This window comes from Synechococcus sp. R5-13, assembly GCF_047462015.1.
In the GTDB taxonomy this organism is placed as follows: Bacteria; Cyanobacteriota; Cyanobacteriia; order Thermostichales; family Thermostichaceae; genus Thermostichus.
The window spans coordinates 48,973-63,718 of sequence record NZ_JANSIL010000060.1; the positions used below are offsets into that span (position 1 = coordinate 48,973).

20 protein-coding genes and 1 other annotated feature are annotated in these 14,746 nt (G+C 59.5%); of the genes, 5 read left to right on the forward strand and 15 right to left on the reverse strand.

Features of this window, described 5'->3' with window-relative positions; all coding sequences use genetic code 11:
• Positions 1 to 50: 50 nt before the first annotated feature.
• The 3 genes from NW840_RS05100 to NW840_RS05110 all read right to left on the reverse strand — a co-directional run bounded on the left by NW840_RS05100 (position 51) and on the right by NW840_RS05110 (position 2,394).
• On the reverse strand, positions 51 to 1,229 hold the full coding sequence (locus NW840_RS05100) for a 1-deoxy-D-xylulose-5-phosphate reductoisomerase (protein ID WP_414329119.1): 1,179 nt from the start codon (positions 1,227 to 1,229) through the stop codon (positions 51 to 53).
• Between the two features lie 251 nt (positions 1,230 to 1,480).
• The gene (locus tag NW840_RS05105) at positions 1,481 to 1,774 is read right to left on the reverse strand and encodes a hypothetical protein (protein WP_011432860.1); all 294 of its coding nucleotides are present in this window, start codon (positions 1,772 to 1,774) and stop codon (positions 1,481 to 1,483) included.
• A complete protein-coding gene (locus NW840_RS05110; protein WP_041436401.1) occupies positions 1,771 to 2,394 on the reverse strand; it encodes a ParA family protein in 624 nt (207 codons plus the stop codon). Before NW840_RS05110 ends, NW840_RS05105 begins: the two co-directional genes overlap by 4 nt.
• Positions 2,395 to 2,588: 194 nt before the next feature.
• Here NW840_RS05110 and NW840_RS05115 point away from each other — a divergent pair, with 194 nt between their 5' ends.
• On the forward strand, positions 2,589 to 3,875 hold the full coding sequence (locus NW840_RS05115; protein ID WP_414342765.1) for a trypsin-like serine protease: 1,287 nt from the start codon (positions 2,589 to 2,591) through the stop codon (positions 3,873 to 3,875).
• A 354-nt stretch (positions 3,876 to 4,229) separates the two neighbouring features.
• Positions 4,230 to 4,415: a 30S ribosomal protein S21 gene (gene rpsU / locus NW840_RS05120; protein WP_011432857.1), complete on the forward strand. Its 186-nt coding sequence runs from the start codon at positions 4,230 to 4,232 to the stop codon at positions 4,413 to 4,415.
• 280 nt (positions 4,416 to 4,695) lie between these two features.
• On the opposite strand, the gene NW840_RS05125 is transcribed toward rpsU, so the two are convergent.
• A complete protein-coding gene (locus NW840_RS05125) occupies positions 4,696 to 5,796 on the reverse strand; it encodes a TonB family protein (protein ID WP_414342766.1) in 1,101 nt (366 codons plus the stop codon).
• Positions 5,797 to 5,865: 69 nt separating this feature from the next.
• The gene (locus tag NW840_RS05130; protein WP_414342768.1) at positions 5,866 to 6,132 is read right to left on the reverse strand and encodes a hypothetical protein; all 267 of its coding nucleotides are present in this window, start codon (positions 6,130 to 6,132) and stop codon (positions 5,866 to 5,868) included.
• A 157-nt stretch (positions 6,133 to 6,289) separates the two neighbouring features.
• On the opposite strand from NW840_RS05130, the gene NW840_RS05135 reads away from it, so the two are divergent.
• Positions 6,290 to 7,372: a Rieske 2Fe-2S domain-containing protein gene (locus NW840_RS05135; RefSeq protein ID WP_414342770.1), complete on the forward strand. Its 1,083-nt coding sequence runs from the start codon at positions 6,290 to 6,292 to the stop codon at positions 7,370 to 7,372.
• A 57-nt stretch (positions 7,373 to 7,429) separates the two neighbouring features.
• Here the strand turns inward: NW840_RS05135 and rplL are convergent, their stop codons facing one another.
• From rplL to NW840_RS05185, 10 genes are all read right to left on the reverse strand, one after another.
• A complete protein-coding gene (gene rplL / locus NW840_RS05140; RefSeq protein ID WP_414342772.1) occupies positions 7,430 to 7,840 on the reverse strand; it encodes a 50S ribosomal protein L7/L12 in 411 nt (136 codons plus the stop codon).
• Between the two features lie 65 nt (positions 7,841 to 7,905).
• On the reverse strand, positions 7,906 to 8,469 hold the full coding sequence (gene rplJ, locus NW840_RS05145; RefSeq protein WP_011432851.1) for a 50S ribosomal protein L10: 564 nt from the start codon (positions 8,467 to 8,469) through the stop codon (positions 7,906 to 7,908).
• Between the two features lie 58 nt (positions 8,470 to 8,527).
• Positions 8,528 to 8,687: a sequence feature (ribosomal protein L10 leader region), on the reverse strand.
• A gap of 79 nt (positions 8,688 to 8,766) precedes the next feature.
• Positions 8,767 to 9,477 carry a 50S ribosomal protein L1 gene (gene rplA, locus NW840_RS05150; RefSeq protein ID WP_011432850.1) on the reverse strand — a complete coding sequence of 237 codons (711 nt, stop codon included), beginning with the start codon at positions 9,475 to 9,477 and terminating at the stop codon, positions 8,767 to 8,769.
• Positions 9,478 to 9,583: 106 nt separating this feature from the next.
• Entirely contained in the window at positions 9,584 to 10,009 is a 426-nt protein-coding gene (rplK, locus tag NW840_RS05155) for a 50S ribosomal protein L11 (RefSeq protein WP_011432849.1), read from the reverse strand.
• Positions 10,010 to 10,018: 9 nt separating this feature from the next.
• Positions 10,019 to 10,684, reverse strand: a complete 666-nt coding sequence (nusG, locus tag NW840_RS05160; RefSeq protein ID WP_414342805.1) for a transcription termination/antitermination protein NusG — start codon at positions 10,682 to 10,684, stop codon at positions 10,019 to 10,021.
• Positions 10,685 to 10,746: 62 nt separating this feature from the next.
• Positions 10,747 to 11,019, reverse strand: a complete 273-nt coding sequence (gene secE / locus NW840_RS05165) for a preprotein translocase subunit SecE (RefSeq protein WP_011432847.1) — start codon at positions 11,017 to 11,019, stop codon at positions 10,747 to 10,749.
• A gap of 103 nt (positions 11,020 to 11,122) precedes the next feature.
• The gene (locus NW840_RS05170) at positions 11,123 to 11,500 is read right to left on the reverse strand and encodes a hypothetical protein (protein ID WP_414342775.1); all 378 of its coding nucleotides are present in this window, start codon (positions 11,498 to 11,500) and stop codon (positions 11,123 to 11,125) included.
• Positions 11,501 to 11,503: 3 nt separating this feature from the next.
• Complete coding sequence (trmD, locus tag NW840_RS05175; protein ID WP_414342776.1) at positions 11,504 to 12,259, reverse strand: tRNA (guanosine(37)-N1)-methyltransferase TrmD; 756 nt, start codon at positions 12,257 to 12,259, stop codon at positions 11,504 to 11,506.
• Positions 12,260 to 12,264: 5 nt separating this feature from the next.
• Positions 12,265 to 12,663 carry a hypothetical protein gene (locus tag NW840_RS05180; protein WP_414342778.1) on the reverse strand — a complete coding sequence of 133 codons (399 nt, stop codon included), beginning with the start codon at positions 12,661 to 12,663 and terminating at the stop codon, positions 12,265 to 12,267.
• Positions 12,664 to 12,814: 151 nt separating this feature from the next.
• The gene (locus NW840_RS05185) at positions 12,815 to 13,009 is read right to left on the reverse strand and encodes a hypothetical protein (RefSeq protein ID WP_414329471.1); all 195 of its coding nucleotides are present in this window, start codon (positions 13,007 to 13,009) and stop codon (positions 12,815 to 12,817) included.
• A gap of 142 nt (positions 13,010 to 13,151) precedes the next feature.
• Between NW840_RS05185 and NW840_RS05190 the strand changes: the two genes are divergently transcribed.
• Positions 13,152 to 14,294: a 5-(carboxyamino)imidazole ribonucleotide synthase gene (locus NW840_RS05190; protein WP_414342781.1), complete on the forward strand. Its 1,143-nt coding sequence runs from the start codon at positions 13,152 to 13,154 to the stop codon at positions 14,292 to 14,294.
• The gene (locus NW840_RS05195; RefSeq protein WP_414342784.1) at positions 14,291 to 14,740 is read left to right on the forward strand and encodes a hypothetical protein; all 450 of its coding nucleotides are present in this window, start codon (positions 14,291 to 14,293) and stop codon (positions 14,738 to 14,740) included. Before NW840_RS05190 ends, NW840_RS05195 begins: the two co-directional genes overlap by 4 nt.
• The last annotated feature ends 6 nt before the right edge of the window (positions 14,741 to 14,746 follow it).

Genomic DNA, 14,746 nt, shown 5'->3' on the forward strand with positions numbered 1-14,746 from the left:
CCCTGCATCCTCTCCCACTCTAGCGCTCAGCCGGATCCCCCCGGTAGGGATCAGACCAGAACCTGAGCCGGGGCTTGCTGGGCCAGTTGCGCCGTTTCCCGCCGCGCCCAGGCATCCGCCTGCAAAATATCCTCCAGGCTGGGATCGGCGATAACTTGATGCCGCTCACAAACCCGCTCCAAGAGACGGGGAATATCCAAAAAACGGATGCGCTCCTGCAAGAACAGGGCCACCGCCGCTTCGTTGGCCGCATTCAACACTGCCGGCAGCGTTCCCCCCCTCCGTCCAGCGGCATAGGCCAACTCCATGCAGGGGTACTTGCGGTGATCCGGAGCCTTAAAGGTGAGGGATCCCAGCTTGACCAAATCGAGGGGATCCCAGGGGGTGGCCAGGCGTTCCGGCCAACTGAGGCCGTAGAGGATGGGCAGGTGCATGTCCGGCCAGCCCAACTGGGCCAGAACCGAGGTATCGGCCAGCTCGATCAGGGAGTGGACAATGCTCTGCGGGTGGATGAGGATGTCGATGTGGTCGTAGTCCAGGCCGAAGAGCCAGTGGGCCTCGATCACCTCCAGGCCCTTGTTCATTAGGGTAGCCGAGTCGATGGTGATTTTGCGCCCCATCACCCAATTGGGATGCTTGAGGGCATCGGCCAGGGTGACCTGATCCAATTTTTCGGCAGGCCAATCCCGAAAGGCGCCACCCGAGGCAGTCAACAGGATTCTTCGCAGGGATCCCGCGGGCACCCCCTGTAAACACTGGAAAATGGCCGAATGCTCAGAGTCGACGGGGATCAGGTTCACCCCGTACTGCCGCACCAAGGGCAGCACCACCGGCCCCCCTGCCACCAGGGTTTCTTTGTTGGCCAGGGCAATGTCTTTGCCGGCACGGATGGCCGCCAGGGTTGGCAACAAACCGGCGCAGCCGACGATCCCCGTCACCACCCGCTGGGCCGCCGGGTGAGCCGCCACCTGACACAGCCCCTCCGTTCCGGCCACCAACTCCGGCAGCGGTCGGATCCCCGTCAGCAGCGACCGCAGCTCCGGCAGCAGCTCCTCCCGGCCAATGGCAACCATCTGGGGCCGAAACCGCCGCACCTGCTCGGCCAAGAGGGCGACGTTGCTGTAGCTGGTCAGGCCAACAACCTGAAAACGCTCTGGATACTGGGCCACCAAGTCCAGAGTTTGGGTGCCAATCGAGCCGGTGGAGCCGAGCAAGGTGATGGCTTGCATAAAGGATCCCTTTACCCCTGAAAGAGCGTAACGTCCTCCCAACGCAGACTTCCCCTCGCGCAACTTGCCCAAGGACTCCGTCCCGCTATTGCGAACGGCCCCACCTCGCGTTCGGGGATCCCTGCCTCACGCCCCTTCATCTTATTCTTATCTGGTTCTGATCTGGAATCTGTGTGCTCCCTCCGATCCCCGACAGCGGGATCCTATGCGGCTGTGGGGTCCGCGATGCCCCCCTTCCCCAGATTTTGGTTTCAAACCTTTCCCGACTGAGAACGCAGCCACTGGCTGAGCAGCGCCTCGATCAGCTCCGAAAGATCTTGATCCGATTCCAACAGGATGCGCTTCACGGCTCGGTGAGTCTCTTTGGGGATGTAGGCCGTCAATTTGACGTACTCAGAGCTGTTGGGCTTGGCGCCTGCTTCCGGTTGCTCGAGGGTCGGCTTGGGTTCTGGAATCTTGTAGGCTTGGGCGCTCAGCTTTTTCGGGGCGGGTCGGGCCGGGATCCCCTCTGGCTGCCGGTCGAGAAGGCGCTCAAACTTGCTCATGACGAGATTTCCTCCCCCACAGCAACGTAGTCTGACCAAGCTTGTTTGGCTCTCGGCTCTGGGATCTCGTGAACACAGACCCCCTCCAGAGCAGCCCGTTGAAAAGCCACCGTGCGGCGAATGGAATGGTGGCAGAGAGGAATCCCGACTTGCTTGAGAAAGTTGCGGGCCTCCGCTCCATCTCGGTTGGGCCAGGGGGGAACCAGCGTCAGCAAGACCTTGTAGTGCTTTGCCCCCAACCGGTCTAGGGCCTTGGCGGTCAGCATCAAGGCATCTAGAGCCAAGGCATCCGGGGAACAGGGCAAAAGCAGCAGATCACACCGCTGCGCCAGAGCGTGTAACTGTTCCGGGGTGGGACGGGCAGGAGTGTCGATCACCGTGTGCTGAAAGCCTGTGGGCGTGGGAGTGGTGGGATCCCCGGCCAATACCTTGATAGGAAAGGATGATCCCCGTTCTGCCCAGCGAGAGGCCGAGCGATTGGGATCGGCATCGATCAACAGGGCCATCCCCGACCCACCCGCAGGAGCTGCCCCTTGTTTTTGCTGAAGGTAGAGGGCCAGGTGTACCGCCGTGGTGGTTTTGCCCACGCCCCCTTTGAACCCCAAGACCGCGATATTCATCTGCCACACACCCTCCCACCCTGGTTTTACTGCCCAGGTGCACGGGCGGCAAGAGGCAAAAGTGGGCATTGGGGTCTTGGGGCAACTCGGGAGAGCCGGCCGCGGGGAGAAGTTCTCCCGGTTGCGCAATCTTTAGGCTTCGCCGGTAGGATATCCTTGGCTGGCATAACCGGCTGGCTTTGGAGAATCTGACCATGCCTCATCTCTCGCGATCCCATTCCCCCCTTGGCTTGGCTCGCTCCTGGTCTGTTCTGCTGGGGTTGAGTCTGGCCTTGAGTGTGAGCGCCTGTGGCGGTGGCGGTTCCAGTCGCCTGCTTCCCCCAGTCTCGGCCCCTCCCACAGGACGAATTGAGGGATCCCATTTCGACGATCTCAACGGCAATGGGCTGCGGGATCCGGGGGAGCCGGGGCTGCCGGGCATTACCACGTTTTTGGACTTAAACGGCAATGGCCGCCTCGACCCGGGGGAGCCCAGCACCGTCAGCGACGGCGGCGGCAACTTCCGCTTCTCCAACTTGCCCCCTGGCACCTACCGCGTCACCGCCCTTTTGCCCCCAGGGCGAATCTTCACCACGCCGCGCTCAGGCTTGGGGCTGGAGCGGATTGTGGGCGGCAGACCTGCTCCCGAAGGGGCCTTTCCCTGGATGGTGGCCTTGCTGAACGCGGCTGAGCCGGATCCCTTTCGAGCGCAGTTTTGCGGCGGATCCCTGATTGCACCGGAGTGGGTAGTTACCGCTGCCCATTGTTTTTTCGACGAACAAGGCAAGCAGGTAGTGAGTGCCCAAAATCTGGATCTGCTGTTGGGTACCAACCGCTTGCAAATCGGTGCCGGCCAACGCATTCGCGCCGCGCAAATTGTCCTCAACCCCGGCTACAACCCCCAGGTGGGGAAACTTGGGGGGAACGACATTGCCCTGGTGCGCCTTTCTCGGCCAGTGGCTCTGGCCACCCTGCCACTGGTGCAGCCCAACCAAACCAACCTGACGGCCCCTGGCACTGCCGCCACCATCCTCGGCTGGGGAGCTACCTCCCCCCGCGCCCTGGATCAAGAACCCAGCGGCTTTCCCCGAGATTTGCAGCAGGCCACCGTTCCCATCGTCTCCAATGCGGTGTGCAACGCGCCCCAATCCTACAATGGCACCATTTTGGATACTATGCTCTGCGCCGGCTTTCCCCAGGGAGGAGTCGATACGTGTCAGGCTGATAGCGGTGGGCCTTTGATTGTGTCCAGTGGCACGGGTTTTGCCCTGGCCGGAATCACCAGTTTTGGCATCGGCTGCGCCCAGCCCAATTTCTATGGGGTGTATACGCGGGTGTCTAGCTTCGCCGGTTTTGTGCAATCGGTAATCGGCAGTGCCCCCAGCCCAACTCCAGCACCACCCTCCCCTCCACCCCCCACCGGGACAACTGCTTCATTCGTTGTCAATTTGAGGGAAGGTGAGGTGGTTGCGGGGCTCAACTTTGGCAGCCGGGCGCAGTGAACACGAACTGTGGCAGCAAGCAGTGGTGTGGCGATCGTTTAGCTAGGCCGCCGTTCGCGCTAGCGGGACGGAGTCCTTGAAGCCCCGCCCTCTGTCCGTAGGACGAGGGTCGGAATGAAAGGCGGACATCCCCTGTTCTATAATCAACCTGGCTGTGCAAAACGGCATTGCCGGAATCTGGTACAGCTACGCGGTGGGGCATCCCGTGTCTGCTCGTGGAGGGTTCTTGCACTAGCTCCCCAATGAAGCGAGAAGCCCGCTCCGTACCGCCAGCAGTCGGAGTCGGGAGTATGTCACGATAGGGATCCCTGTTGTAACCAAACCCATTTGATTGACGGAGGAGATGTCTTTCCTATGACCCAAGTGACGATTGGCGAAAACGAAGGGATCGAATCTGCGCTGCGTCGCTTCAAGCGTCAGGTTTCTAAGGCGGGCATTTTGCGGGATTTGCGCAACCATCGGCACTTTGAAACCAACCTAGAAAAGCGCAAGCGCAAAGCGGTGGCCGTCCGGCGGAACCGCCGCAAATCTATGGCCTAGGCCATTGCCGACACTCGGAAATCTGAACCCCTCTGAACAGGGCTTGTGGCCTTGCCTGAGGTTCTGACGTTAGTTTCTCGGAATCTGGGTTGGGCCAGCCTGCAGGGAAGCCCCGCACTCTCTGCAACAGCAGGAGGGTCGGAATGAAAGGCGGATATATTCTGTGCTATAGTAATGATGCGGACACCAGAAACGGTTGTTTAAGGCACTGGTAACGGTCGATTGGGGGTGCTGTAAACCATCCCAGAGGTCCGTGGTTAGTTTACTAACTGCAGGGCTACTAAAAGCCCTCTCTGTACTGCGAAGCAGTCAGGGTCGGGTAGTTTACTTCTTCGCCAACATAGCTCTCGGGCAAAGGAGCAAAGGGGGCTGAGCGCTGGATGGCACTGAGCACGGCTGCATCCAACAGGGGATCTTCTGAGGGGGTTTGCAGGCGCAGTTCCCGCAAGGATCCCTGTCGATCCAGACGCACCTGCACCACCGTTACGTAGGATCCGGATGCCCGCCGTACCATCCAGTGTTGGCGAACCCTTTCTTGAAATTGAGCCAAGTAGTCTCCCCAATCCGGATCGGCGGTGGCATTTAGGCTGGGTGGGCCTGCCTGAGAGGACTCGATCCCACTGGTGCGACCGAAGTCGGAGTTGTGGGATCCGGTAGGAAAAGTCGGGGGCAAGGTGGGAGAAGGCTCTTCCAACGGGGCTGCGATCGGCTCTGGAGAGGGCAAAGTTGGATGCGGATCCGCTGGAGCCGACAGGTAGGGTTGTGGCAAAACCTCAGGAGAACTTGCTGCTCTTTCGGGTTGAGGCTTGAGGGATTGAGCAGGAGAGATCTGAGCCGATTTGGTCTCCACTGCTGCTGGCGAGGAGGTAGCCAGTAGGCTTTGCAGATGCTGACGATAGTCCTGCAGTTGCTGGCGCTGTGGAGAGGACAGAGGCCAGTGATCCAGCCATTCTTCCGTCAGATGTAGCGCCTCCGCCCAATTGTGATCGGCAACTGCCTGCTCCAGAGCTGCTAAACCCGCTGATAGATTTTCTAACCTGGCCTTTGGCTGCTGCTGAGGAGAGGCAGAGTCGCGGTTGGGTTGGGGCATCTCAAGCTCCCTTGGGGATGGGGGGAGGATCCCAGGGACAGGACTCCCTGCGGCTGAGGCAACCAAAGGCTGTGCCGCCGCAGAAGTGACCTCTACCCATTCACCTGGATTGGCCACTTGCGACTGCCGCACCGATACGTGATCCCGAGGTTCAGAGACACCGGACTCACGGGCGGAGACGGGCGCAATCCACTGCGGCTCTGGGGGCGGCTCATCCGCCATCTCCACCCACTGAAAGGGGAGGATCTCCTCCTCTTCCCGGATCCTAGGCTGCCAACCCACCCAGCTCATCGCGATGAAATGCAACCCTGCCGAGAGCACGTTGGCCAGCCCCAGACGCCAAGGTAAGGAGCGGCGTTCCTACTGTCGTTCTTGTTGAGAACGGCTGAGGCGAGGATCTGGATCCGTCAGTTGGTTTGGCCGGCTCTCAGCAGCCGGTTCTGGTTTGGGGGAGGTGGACTCTGCAGTAGGTTGGGCCGGGATCCCTGTGTTACGGAGATCTCGGTTGGGGTTCAATTCGTTTTGCACCTTTCCACCTCTCCCCACAGCCACATGCCAACAGAAGCCCACCGACGCTTCTCTGCTTCCTTCGATCAATAGCCCATCCCCGGGCAGAGGGGTAGCCATCGATGCACAAACGCGCCCAGGGCAAAGCTGTGTTGGCTTATACGGACTTCTGCCATTTCAACGCCTATCTTTTTCACGGGGGGCGATGCTTTGAGCCACCTGGGCTCACGAAAAGCCAGCTCATGATTCTCCGAACTAGAGCTTGTGGAGCGGGTTTATGCTTGTTACCCAGCAACCTGTCCTGAGGCGGTTTTGGTACCCCGTGATCCCGATGTCGGCCCTGGAAACCGGCCCACAAGCTTTCACGCTGCTGAAGACTCCTCTGGTGCTTTGGCTCAATGAGTCAGGGCAGCCTTGCGCCGTCTTGGATCGTTGCTGCCATCGCTCGGCCCAACTTTCCAAAGGGGTTGTTTGCAATGGCCACATCCGCTGCCCCTATCACGGCTGGGAATTTGACGGCTCTGGCACCTGTGTGAAGGTACCCCAACTTACAGACAACTTCATCCCTCGCACCTACAAGGTGGAGGGGTTTCGCTGCCAAGAGCGCTATGGCTGTGTTTGGGTGGCATTGGCGGATCCCTTGACCGATATTCCCGAGATCTCAGAGGTGGCGGATCCCCGGTTTCGCCAAATTCATCAGTTCTATGAGGTCTGGAAATGCGCCGGCCTGCGCCTGATGGAAAACTCCTTTGACAATGCCCATCCCCACTTCGTCCATCACCAGAGCTTTGGGGTGATCTCCGAGCCTGTACCCCCAGATCTGGACAGCCTTGAAGAACTGGAATATGGCCTTCGGGCCACCTCTGTTTTGCCGGTGTTCAACAGTGACTTGCAGAAGCAAAACTTGCGGATGTCAGAGGATCGCACAGTGCGTATCCTGGAGGGCACCTGGTTTATGCCTTTTGGTCGCAAGCTCAAAATCACCTACCCCAACGGCCTCATCCACATCATTTTCACAGCGGCTACCCCCATCGACGACCAAACCTCGCAGGTGGTGCAATTCTGTTTACGCAACGATTCGGAAGCAGAGGTGAGTGCTGAGAGTATCATCGCCTTCGATCGGCAGGTGACCCTTGAGGATCAACGGGTTCTGGAAAGCACCGACTATGACGTTCCCCTCGATATCAAGGCGGAGCAGCACATGTTTACCGATAAACCCAGCATCGTCATGCGTCGCAAGCTGGCTGCCCTCTTGAAAGCTCACGGAGAGGTGGAAGCGCGGCAGAGCAGGGATCCCGAACCCACGCCAATGGTCGGGCAGACCCAAAAGAGGGGCCGGAGCAGCCCCCCTTGGGTTTGAGAGTCTTGATTAGATTCCTCGTCAGAGCAGGGAGAGGCGCTCCCCTCGTAACTGGAACTACTTGATCTTGACGGTGGCGCCGGCTTCTTCCAGCTTTTTCTTGATGTCGTTGGCTTCCTCTTTGGCAACCCCTTCTTTGACGGGTTTGGGAGCCGCCTCGACCAGATCTTTGGCATCCTTCAGACCCAAGCCGGTCAACTCGCGCACCACCTTGAGGATGGCGATCTTCTTGTCGGCTGGCACAGCCTCGAGGATGACATCAAAGGCAGTTTGCTCTTCCACCGGCTCAGGGGCTGCCGCCGGAGCTGCCGCCGCTGCTGCCACGGGAGCTGCCATAACCATACCGCCGGCTGGGGCTGCTGCACTGACGCCAAAGGTTTCTTCGATGGCTTTCACCAGCTCGGAAGCTTCCAGCAAGCTCAAAGCTTTCAAATCTTCCAAAATCTTTGCAACGCGCTCTGAAGGCATGATGGTTTCTCCTTAAGGGGTAATGGAATGGATGACATAGGTTTGGGCTGATGAACCGAAGCCCTTTAGGCAGCCTCTTTGTCGGCAATGGCCCGGATGGCCCGCCCCAGAGAGGCTGGGATCTCGTGGATACCGCGCGCCACTTGCGTGGGCACAGCATTGAGCCCGACCGCCAGGCCGGTGGCCACCGACTTGAGGCTGCCCGCCACTTGGGCCATGAGCACTTCCTTGGGCGGTAGCTCGGCGATGGCCTTGGCCTGCTCCAAGGTCAGGGATAGCCCTTCAATGCCAGCACCGCGGAACTCGGTTTTCTTGGTTTGCTTGGCAAAATCTTGATACGCCTTCAGGGCGGCTGAAATATCGCCCCGAATCAAGATAAAGGCCGTCGGCCCCGCCAAAAAGGGAATGATCCCTGCCCAAGCTTTTTGGTCGGCGATGGCTCGCCGCATCAGGGTATTCTTAACAACCATGCAAACCGAATCCGACTTGCGCAGCTCTGCCCGCAGTTGGTCCATCTCCGCAACGGTCAGCCCCTTGTAGTCGATCACCAGCACCATTTGGCTGGCCTGCAGCAGGGATCGGACTTTATCGACGATCTCCGCTTTCTTCGCTAAAGGTTGCTTGCCCATGCGCTCACCTCCTTTGTTGTCAATGGTCACCCAGGGTTAACGGGTGGTGAATCTGGGTTCTGCCAAACAGAATGCGTCCCAGCCGTGGCCGAGACGCATGGAGATAAGCGCACCATCAAAAGCGATCCAAGAAGGGATCCCTTTGAACTTCGCTCAAACCTCGGCAGGACATTAAGCCCGCGGGCACCTGCTGTCTTCGGCTTGCTATTCGACTGGGGAAAGATGTTCTGCCGGGATCCTCCTCCAAATTACACTCACTCAAACCCTTTTCAACCCATCGCAGCGCCGAAGCCAGGCTCAGGTCGCCAACTTCAGCTCCCGCAGGGCATTGATATCAACCTCAATCGAGGGGCCCATTGTAGCAGAAACATGTAGGGTTCGCCAATACTTGCCCTTGGCTCCAGAGGGACGGTTGCGATCGATGGACTCCTGCACTGCCTTTAGGTTCTCCAGCAGAGCTTCGACGGGGAACTTGCACTTGCCGAAGATCAAATGCACAATGCCGGTGCGATCCGCCCGGTACTCCAGCTTGCCGGCCTTGAACTCCTTAATCGCTTGGGCCAGATCCATGGTTACCGTTCCCCCCTTGGGAGAGGGCATGAGGCCGCGCGGCCCCAACAGCCGCCCCAGCTTAGCCACCTGGGGCATCACATCGGGGGTGGCGATCAGAAGGTCAAAATCCATCATGCCCTTGCTGATTTCCTCGATCAGGTCTTCATAGCCAACCCGATCCGCCCCTGCATTTTGGGCCTCCACCACTTTCTCGCCGCGGGCAATCACCGCCACTCGGATTTCTTGGCCGGTGCCCCTGGGCAAGACCACGGTGGTGCGCAGTTGTTGGTCGGCGTACTTGGGATCGATCCCCAGGCGGATGTGAACCTCTGCCGCCTCCTCAAATTTGGCGGTGGCCGTCTCCTTCATCAGGGCCAAAGCGGCTTCGGGAGCATAGGCAATGGGCTTCACCTTCTCCCGCAAAGCCTGCATACGTTTGGAAAGTTTTCGAGCCATCGTTTCTCCTCGGGGTACTGGCGAGAACTTCTCTCCCCCACAGTGGTTTGCTAGAACAACTTTTTCAAGACCGTGAACACCTCAGATAGGGCAAGGGATCCCTCCATCAATCCACCACCGTCACCCCCATGCTGCGAGCAGTTCCGGCAATAATTTTCATGGCCGCCTCCACATCGTGGGCATTCAAATCCGGCAGCTTCTGCTCGGCGATCTGGCGCAGTTGAGCTCGGGTCAGGGATCCCACCTTGGTTTTGTGGGGCTCGCTGGAGCCAGACTCAATGCCCAGAGCCTTCTTGATCAACACCGAAGCCGGCGGCGTCTTGAGGACGAAGGTAAAGCTGCGATCCTCGAAGATGGAGATTTCAACAGGCACCACCATCCCGGCCTGATCCGCCGTCTTGGCGTTGTACTCCTTACAAAAGGCCATGATGTTGACCCCGTGTTGACCCAAGGCTGGGCCAATGGGGGGAGCGGGGGTGGCCTTGCCCGCCTGAATGGCCAACTTGACCACGGCCACCAACTTCTTAGCCATGAAACGCAGTTACACCTCTTTTCGCACTTGACCAAACTCTAATTCTACCGGGGTATCGCGCCCGAAAATCGAGATCAACGCCTTGAGCTTGCCCCGTTCTGGGCTGACCTCCACCACCTCGCCGTAGAAACCCTGGAAGGGGCCGGATAGCACCTCGATGCGATCCCCAGGGGCCATGTCGATTTTGAGGGGCACTTCCTCCACCTCGACGCTGCTGAAGATGCGCTGGACTTCGCTTTGGCTGAGGGGACGCGGTGTAACATGCCCCCGACCGCGACCGTAGGCCCGCTTTTCTTCGGTGCCGACAAAGTTGATCACGTTGGGGGTTGTTTTCACCACCATCCAAGTGTCGTCGTTCATGTCCATGCGTACCAGGACATAGCCGGGAAAAATCTTCTCCTCTTGCTCCTGGCGCTTGCCGGTTCGATCCAGCTTGAAGCCCGTTCGCTTCGGGATCACCACCTCGACAATTTGATCCGCCACATCCAAAGCAGCCGCCCGTTGCATCAGGGTGCTCTTCACTTTGTTCTCGCAGCCGGAAGCCACCTGCACGGCGTACCAGCGCAGGTTGCGACGCTCTTGACCTTCCCCCTCGTCTGGTTCCGGGATCGCGTCTGCAGGCTCAAAGTGCTCCACACGGCCCCCACGACGTTTTCGCTGCTGCTCTGGCCTCATCACCTCACATCCTCCCTGTAGCCATCCTTGAACATGACTCTCTTGCCCCTCAGGACAGAACATCACAAGAACAGCTGAGTGGCTACCCAAGCAAACACTTGATCGACCAGGTAGATGAAGGAAGCAAAAGCCAACACAATCAGTAAGACCCCTACCGACTCGCCGATCAATTGCCGGCGGCTCGGCCAAACAATCTTGCTTAATTCTGTGCGGGTCTCTTGAATAAAACCCGGGATCCCTTTGGGTGCGGTGGAACTGTCTTTGGAGTGACCCCGGCTGGCGGGATCCAAACGCTGTTCCGTATCGGCTTTGCTGGAGGGGGTGCTCTTAACCACGGCGGTGTTCTCCTAATGGATCCCGAAAACGGTGTACCGCATTTCAGCAGGCACGGGATCGGCTTTGCGATCCTAACAGATTTACCGGGAATGGGATCCAACCTTAGGGAGTGGGGGTGGGCTCAGGTGCCAAGGAAGCGGGAGAAAGCGGGAGGGAGCGGCGGCGGGATTGGTTAAATTGCTCCACAGCAGCATCAACGCTGGCCTTGCCGTCCCAGCGGGAAGCAGCATTCTGGCGGGAGAGGAAGTCGGCAGCCCGGAAGAGATCGTTGACGTTGATGCTGGTGCCATCCAACAGAGGGGGATTGCTGTCGCGGCGAATGGCATCGTTGACACTTCCGCTTTGGGCCAGGGCCACCCCAGAGCCGCTCAGAACCGAGCTCAAGGCCATCCCCACCAGGAGCAGTGCTGGGGGCGAGGGGATCCCACGCCAGCAGACGGGCGATGGATTCAGGAGACGGTTGAGAAGCTTGCCGAGCATGATTTATTTCTCCGCTTCGTTTACACGAGGGTGCTGCTCCGCCAGCCCCTCTACCAACAACTGCTGCTCTTCAGCGGTCAAGGGGCGCTTGGCCAACAGGTCTGGCCGCCTTTGCCAGGTTCGAACCAGCTGCTGCTGCAGACGCCAACGGGCAATGGCTTGATGGTCGCCTGAGAGGAGTACTGGCGGCACCTTGTACCCCTGAAACTCTGGCGGGCGGGTGTACTGAGGATAGTCCAGCAGCCCCGCCTCGAAGCTTTCCCTCTTTAACGAGTCTACCTTGCCTACGGTGCCCGGCAAGAGCCGCACCACGCCGTTGATCAGGGCCAGCGCCGGAATTTCCCCCCCGGTCAGGACAAAATCCCCCAGCGACACCTCGCGGGTGGCCAGGTATTGTCGGATGCGCTCGTCAAAGCCTTCGTACTGGCCACACAGCAGGATCAGCTGCGCCTTCTGGGCCAGCTCCTGCAGCAGCGCCTGGTTTAGCGGTTGCCCCTGGGGCGTCAGCAGAATGATCTCGCAGGGATCCAGCCGGGGCAGGGAGGCGACAGCAGCGAAGAAAGGCTCTGGCTTGAGCACCATGCCCACCCCACCCCCGTAGGGCTCATCATCGACACGGCGGTGCTTATCGGTGGCGAAGTCGCGTGGATTGGTGCAGTGGACTTCGGCGATCCCCTGCTGTAGGGCTTTGCCCACCAGCCCAATGCGCAGCGGCGTTTCAAAAAATTCGGGGAAAAGGGTAAGGATATCGAACCGCACAGGACTCAGGACGAGGTGCGCAACCGCTCCAAATCCAGGCGCAAGGACTCAATCTGATGGATCAGCTCCATCAACTCAGCCATCTCTTCTCTGGAGATAGCCGGCTTGTTGGGGGAGGAAGCTGGTGTCGGGGGAGCATTCTCGACAGGCGCTTCAGAGTCAGGACTTGCCGAGGGGGCGTTGGCGCCCGGATCCCTGAGACTCTCAACGTAACGAACTGCCTCCTGCTCGATCAACTCTCCCTTTTGCTCCAGCTCCGCCGCCAGTTGTCCCAAGTCCATCGAAAGGCGGTTGAGGTTTTCGGTGCGCTTTTCCGGGTCTTGCAGGATCTCCACCAAAGCGGTGGCCGTGCCGTAAAAAATGTGGCGAGCCCGCGTGAACCAATCTGAAGAGTGAGAACTCATGGCAGCAGAAAGAGGTGGGTTGTGGATTATTCTAGGCGATCCACCCACCGGGATTGACCCAAGCATTGCAGACTGAATACCCAGCGCCGAAGGACAGACTGGGATCCAATTCTCCAAAATCCTAGGGACACTCTCAGTCTTAAGGCAGGGCTCAATCGACAGCGCGGATCTCGCCACTGTTTAGGCGCTCCACAATCGATTCCAGCAGTTCGTGCTCTTCTGGGGAAATTTCTTGATCGGCCATGACGGCACTGAGAATCTGCTGTTGCTCGGCGCGAGTCAAGACTTTGTCCGCCAAAGCCCGGTTGATTAGAGCTCTCAGCTCAGAGGGTTGAGAGGGTTCCACCGTTTTTCTCCTAGCGCTGGGGGGCAAGGGGTTCCATAATGGGGTTCTGGATCCAAGAAGCAATGGACAGCGGCCCACCACCCAGTATAACGGTACGGCTGTGGAAACCCAGGTATCCTCAAAAGACCAGAGATCCCAACCTGTGGGGGTGATTGGCGGCGGGCAGTTGGCGCAGATGTTGGCCTTGGCAGCTCGCCAGATGGGGATCCCGCTGGTGGTGCAGGCTGCTGCTCCCACCGATCCGGCGGTGGCAGTGGCCGATGGGGTGGTTTGGGGATCCACAGCCGACAGCCAGGCCACGGCCCAGTTGTTGGAGCGCTGCCCGGTGGTTACTTTTGAAAACGAGTTTATCCCTCTGCCGGAGCTGAAAAAACTGGATCCGGAGGGATCCCGCTTTCGTCCCAGCCCCAGCATGCTAGAGCCGCTGCTGGACAAGTTGCACCAACGGCAGTTCCTGGCGCGGTTGGGGTTGCCGGTGCCGACTTTTTTTCCGCTGGAGGCGGTGTTGGATTCGGCAGACCTGGCTGGACTGGGCTTTCCGGTGGTGCTCAAGCGACGGCGGCAGGGCTACGATGGGCAGGGCACCCGCATCTTGCACGAGCGAGCGGCTTTGCAGCAGGCCCTTAGCCAATCTGAGGGGATCCCGCTATTGCTGGAGGAATGGATCCCGTTCGAGCGGGAGCTGGCGGTGATGGTGGCGCGGGGGCTGAAGGGAGAGATCCGGGTTTATCCGGTGGTGGAAACTGTGCAGATTGAGCAAATCTGCCGCCATGTCCTGGTGCCTGCCCGCATCCCCCCAACCACCGAGGCCGAGATCCGGCGCTTGGCAGCCGATCTGATGGAAAAATTGGGTGCAGTTGGCGTGTTTGGCATCGAGCTGTTCTGGGTGCCGCCGCCCCACCCCAAGGCCGGGATCTGGATCAACGAAATCTCGCCGCGGGTCCACAATTCCGGCCACTACACCCTGGAAGCCTGCCACACCTCACAATTCGAGCAACACCTGCGGGCCATCCTCGGCCTGCCTTTGGGGGATCCCTCCCTCAAGTGTGGGGGGGCAGTGATGGTCAATCTCTTGGGCTATGAGCATGCCACCGGCGATTACCCAGAAAAGCGGCAGCGCCTGGCCCAGCTCCCCAATGCCACGGTGCATTGGTACCACAAAACCCCTGCCCGCCCAGGGCGAAAACTGGGCCATGTGACCGTCTGTCTGCCGACTGCTCCCTCTCCTTTCGAAGCAGCAGCCCTTGTCCGCACCCTCGAATCCCTCTGGTACCCCCAGCCATGAGCCAAGCGCAGGATCCCTCATTTTCTCCAGCCACACAAGCCCTGATCCAGGCCATGCAACGGCGGGATGTGCCCGCGGTAGCTCAGCAGGTGAACGGCTTGTCCCCTCAAGAGCGCCCTGCTGTGTTGACCCCTGCCCTCCAATACCTGGCCGAGGTGGATCCCGCCAGCGCCCAGTGGTTTGTTCGCCACCTCATGGCCCCTGCGGTCAAAGCGCAACTGCGAGAAGGGATCCTCAAAGCCGCCCAAGACTACCTACAGGAAGCCGGCTTCACCGAAGGGATCGACTACGAACTCAAGCCTGTTCGCGAAAGCGGTGCGGAGCACCATCCCCAATCGGGGGGCAAAATCTTGAGCATCAGCCGCAGAGCCTTGCCCTACGCGGCTCCCGATGACGATCCCTTGGGGCAGTTGTTGTTGGCGGAATTCTGCGAATTGCGAGACTAGGCCACC